6 protein-coding genes and 1 pseudogene are annotated in these 4,395 nt (G+C 40.3%); 2 read left to right on the plus strand and 5 right to left on the minus strand.

Annotation, left to right across the window (positions count from 1 at the left end; genetic code table 11):
• Positions 1-66: pseudogene (locus tag DBR11_RS30215) on the minus strand (ribosome assembly cofactor RimP); the annotation flags it as partial.
• 184 nt (positions 67-250) lie between these two features.
• Positions 251-685, minus strand: a complete 435-nt coding sequence (locus tag DBR11_RS17510) for a hypothetical protein (RefSeq protein WP_146186573.1) — start codon at positions 683-685, stop codon at positions 251-253.
• A gap of 18 nt (positions 686-703) precedes the next feature.
• Between DBR11_RS17510 and DBR11_RS17515 the strand changes: the two genes are divergently transcribed.
• Positions 704-1,042 carry a phage holin family protein gene (locus DBR11_RS17515; RefSeq protein WP_108553937.1) on the plus strand — a complete coding sequence of 113 codons (339 nt, stop codon included), beginning with the start codon at positions 704-706 and terminating at the stop codon, positions 1,040-1,042.
• Between the two features lie 45 nt (positions 1,043-1,087).
• On the opposite strand, the gene DBR11_RS17520 is transcribed toward DBR11_RS17515, so the two are convergent.
• The 3 genes from DBR11_RS17520 to panC all read right to left on the minus strand — a co-directional run bounded on the left by DBR11_RS17520 (position 1,088) and on the right by panC (position 3,567).
• On the minus strand, positions 1,088-2,227 hold the full coding sequence (locus DBR11_RS17520) for an acyl-CoA dehydrogenase (RefSeq protein WP_108553938.1): 1,140 nt from the start codon (positions 2,225-2,227) through the stop codon (positions 1,088-1,090).
• Positions 2,228-2,330: 103 nt separating this feature from the next.
• A complete protein-coding gene (gene panD / locus DBR11_RS17525; RefSeq protein WP_108553939.1) occupies positions 2,331-2,681 on the minus strand; it encodes an aspartate 1-decarboxylase in 351 nt (116 codons plus the stop codon).
• A gap of 46 nt (positions 2,682-2,727) precedes the next feature.
• On the minus strand, positions 2,728-3,567 hold the full coding sequence (panC, locus tag DBR11_RS17530; protein ID WP_108553940.1) for a pantoate--beta-alanine ligase: 840 nt from the start codon (positions 3,565-3,567) through the stop codon (positions 2,728-2,730).
• Between the two features lie 152 nt (positions 3,568-3,719).
• On the opposite strand from panC, the gene DBR11_RS17535 reads away from it, so the two are divergent.
• The coding region (locus DBR11_RS17535) for a glycogen/starch synthase (protein ID WP_108553941.1) at positions 3,720-4,395 on the plus strand (676 nt) is incomplete at its 3' end.

The following is a 4,395-nucleotide window of genomic DNA, read 5'->3' on the forward strand; positions in this document are numbered from 1 at the left end:
AAACAATTCCGGTCTGTCCGCAATTTTTTCTTCAACCAGTTCTTTTACTCTCTTTTCAACCTGCATAACCAATTTGCTAAAATAGAAAAGAGGGGACTCCTGCCCCCTCTTACCCTTTATATCAGCGCAAAGATAAGAATATTTTTTTTATCATTATACAATAATTGATCTTATATTGAATTTTTATTTGTATTAATTGGCCCGAAAGCCTGAACGGTTTACTTGCCACTACCGAAGATCAATCCATTAACTATCGGCTTAGCACCTTTTGCACCGGCTTCAGCTTATAAGTCATCTGGCCCTTGAGCATAGCTCCAGCATTGGCAAACTGGCTATTTAAATACGTAAGCACCAAATAATCCCTTCCTTTAACAAAGGAGCTTTCCGGTTTGAAAATGACGGCACTGTCCTGAACAGAAATCAAGCCTTTTACAGGCTGCTCCACAACACTGGTGTCTTGCTCAGAAGGCGTTTGCAAAATAGAAAGCAGGCTATATAAAAGAGAATCTTCAGCCGGACTATTTTTTAATTGCGCTAAACCTGCGGCACTTATCCCTGAAATCACTACTGCATTGCTGTCTGAAGAAAAAGAGATCAAAACTGGCTTATTATTTGCGGTCGAACATCCGATAAACAAACAAAAAAAGCAGGCCATTCCTGCTAATTGGGTTATACGTATAAACATATTACTAAATTAAACATTATGAGGCTAATTATCGAAATCTTATTGATGGGGCTCGCTGTACTCATCGGGGCTTACATTGTACCAGGAGTACATGTAGACGGCTTCGGAAGCGCTATTATTGCCGCTGTCTTGATCGCACTGGCCAATGCAACGGTTGGACTTATTTTAAGGGTAATGACATTTCCCCTGAATTTCCTTACCCTGGGCTTGGTTTCCTTCATCATCAGTGTATTGATGATCATGCTGGTTTCTCATTTTATGAGCAGCTTCCATACCTCTGGCTTTTTGGCATCGGCAATCTTAGCCATTGTATTGGCCATTATCAAAGGAATTTTCGGTAGTTTTTCCGAAGATTAAAAAACAAAAAAGCGCAGCTGAATATCGCTGCGCTTTTTTAAAGATTTATTTAAGTATATCTCTGGAGATTACCACTTTTTGAATCTCAGAAGTTCCCTCATAGATCTGGGTAATCTTTGCATCCCTCATCAGTCTTTCCACATGGTATTCTTTTACAAAGCCATAGCCTCCATGAATCTGTACTGCTTCTACAGTCACATCCATTGCTACTTTTGAAGCATAGAGTTTGGCCATAGAGCCCGCCAGTATATAAGATTGCCCCTGGTCTTTTAACCAGGCTGCTTTATACACCAATAACCTTGCAGCCTCAATTTGTGTAGCCATGTCCGCCAGTTTAAAAGCAATGGCCTGATGATCTGAAATTGGTTTCCCAAAAGCTTTGCGTTCTTTTGAATAAGCCAGGGCAAGCTCATAAGCGCCCGCAGCTATACCCAATGCCTGTGCAGCGATACCTATACGTCCGCCTTCCAGCGTTTTCATTGCAAATTTAAACCCAAAGCCATCTTCACCAATCCTGTTTTCCTTAGGTACTTTCACATCATTGAACATTAATGAATGCGTATCAGAACCACGGATACCTAACTTATTCTCCTTTGGACCAACGGTAAAACCTTCCATTCCTTTTTCAACAATGAAAGCATTAATCCCTTTATGTTTTAATTCACGATGTGTTTGCGCGATAACCAGGTAAGTAGAAGCTGTGCCCCCATTGGTGATCCAGTTCTTTGTGCCATTCAGCACATAATGATCTCCTTTGTCCTCAGCTGTTGTTTGCTGCGATGTCGCATCAGAACCCGCTTCAGGCTCCGATAAACAGAAAGCACCGATCTCTCTCCCTGATGCCAATGGTTTTAAATATTTTTCCTTCTGATATTCCGAGCCATACGATTCCAGCCCGTAACAAACCAAAGAATTGTTTACAGAAACCACCACTGATGCAGAAGCATCAATTTTGGAAAGTTCCTCCATTACAAGAACATAAGACAAGGCATCCAGTCCGCTTCCTTCGTATTTTTCGGATACCATCATACCCAAAAACCCCAGCTCACCTAATTTTTTGACTTGTTCTGCCGGAAACTTCTGATGTTCGTCACGCTCAATGACTCCAGGCTTTAACTCAGTCTGCGCAAAGTCGCGCGCAGCCTGCTGGATCATTAATTGTTCTTCGCTTAATTGAAATAGCATAATTTTTATATTTAGAAAAACACATTTTGCCAAATTTAGTTATTTCCAAACCAATATACTATGGCAGCATAGTATTTTATTAAATTCACAAAAATCCTGCTGTTTACTTAAGAAGATGGTTGTTGTCGTCAGGGAATACGAGTATAGGATGATATTTTTTTGCCTCTTCTACAGGAAGTGAACCATAGGACATAATGATCAGGATGTCGCCTACCTGAACCTTTCTCGCCGTTGCACCATTCAGACAAACTGTTCCGGTACCCCGCTCTCCTTTGATCACATAGGTTTCAAAGCGCTCGCCATTGTTGTTGTTCACGATTTGAACTTTCTCATTGGCAATAATTTGCGCGGCATCCATCAGATCTTCATCAATGGTAATGCTGCCAACATAATTCAATTCTGCCTGTGTTACTTTAACACGGTGTATTTTCGATTTTAAGATCTCGATAATCATGGTACAAAGTTAGTTAAACTTAAAGGGAATTCTACAACTTGTTTTGTTAGCTGAGTAACACATTATCAATCAAACGTGTCTCACCAACCTTAGCCGCCACAAGTGCAACCAGGTTTTTCACCTGTTTATCAGACTCCGGAAGTAAAGTTTCACCATTTGCAATGGTAAAATAATCAAGTACAACTCCTGGTGTACTGCTGATCATCTTCTTTGCCACAGCCAGCAATTCTGCCACAGGTTCAGTTGCAAAATGCGCCTTAACATAATAAAGTGCTTTACTTAATACCAATGCATGCTGCCTGTCTTCTGCCGAAAGGTGGATATTCCTGGAACTCATCGCCAGCCCATCCTCTTCCCTGATGATAGGACAAGTAATGATCTGTACCGGAAGTTTAAAATAACGCACCATATTTTCGATCATTAGTACCTGCTGAAAATCCTTTTGTCCAAAAAAAGCGAGATCCGGATTCACCGCATCAAACAGTTTTTTTACAATTTGTGTAACCCCCTGGTAATGCCCTTTTCTAAATTCTCCCTCCAGCAGAAATTCTGCATTTCCAAGATCAATATGCCAGTTTTCCTTAACAGGATACATTTCCTTTACAGATGGCATGAATACAACATTGCATCCTGCATCTTCCAGCATTTTAATATCATGTTCCAGTGGCCGTGGATATTTTTCCAGATCTTTTGGGTCCGTAAACTGTGTTGGGTTTACAAAAATGCTGCAGACTACAATGTCAGCCTGCTGTTTTGCCAGATCAATAAGGGAAACATGCCCCTTATGAAGGGCGCCCATGGTTGGAACCAGGGCTATTCTTTTCTGAGCAGTCTTTAGCGGCTCGAGCAGCGTTTTTAACGCGGCAATGGTATTTATGAGTTTCAAACCTATCTTTAGAGTTTCAGGTGCCAAAGTTGGTTATTTATCTATTCTTAACAAAACATCTTGCGTAACAACTTGATAAATATTATTATTTTGATTACCTTTGCCCCTTGATTATCTTTTCTTTAACATAAATTTCATTCACGAATATGGAGATGGCAAAAACGAAGCTACTGATTGTTACACACGAGATGTCGCCTTTCCTCGAACTCACTAAAATTTCAGAAATCACCCGTCAATTACCTCAGGCAATGCAGGAAAAAGGATTTGAGATCCGGATTTTGATGCCAAGGTTTGGGAACATTAATGAAAGAAGAAACAGATTACATGAGGTGATTCGTTTATCAGGTATGAACATCATTATTGACGATAATGACAATCCTCTGATTATTAAGGTTGCCTCTATCCCTGCTGCACGCATGCAGGTGTACTTCCTTGATAATGAAGATTATTTTCAGCGGAAATATGTTTTCAGGGATAAAGAAAACAAATTCTATGCAGACAATGATGAAAGAACTATCTTCTTTTGCAAAGGTGCACTGGAAACCGTTAAGAAATTAGGCTGGGCGCCGGATATCGTGCACTGCCACGGCTGGATGACCGCTTTGGTACCAGCATATATTAAAACGACTTACAAAAACGACCCTACATTCAAAAATGCTAAAGTCGTGTATTCTATATATGAAAACTGTTTCAAGGAAACATTAAACACTGACCTTTACAAAAAGGCCGTAATGAATTCAATGACTGAAGAAGACACTAAAGTGTTTGAAAAAGCAGATTGTAATGCCCTGCACAAAGGCGCTGTTTCTTATTCAGACGCAGTTGTAC

The sequence above is a fragment of the Pedobacter sp. HMWF019 genome, assembly GCF_003061025.1.
Taxonomy (GTDB): Bacteria; Bacteroidota; Bacteroidia; order Sphingobacteriales; family Sphingobacteriaceae; genus Pedobacter.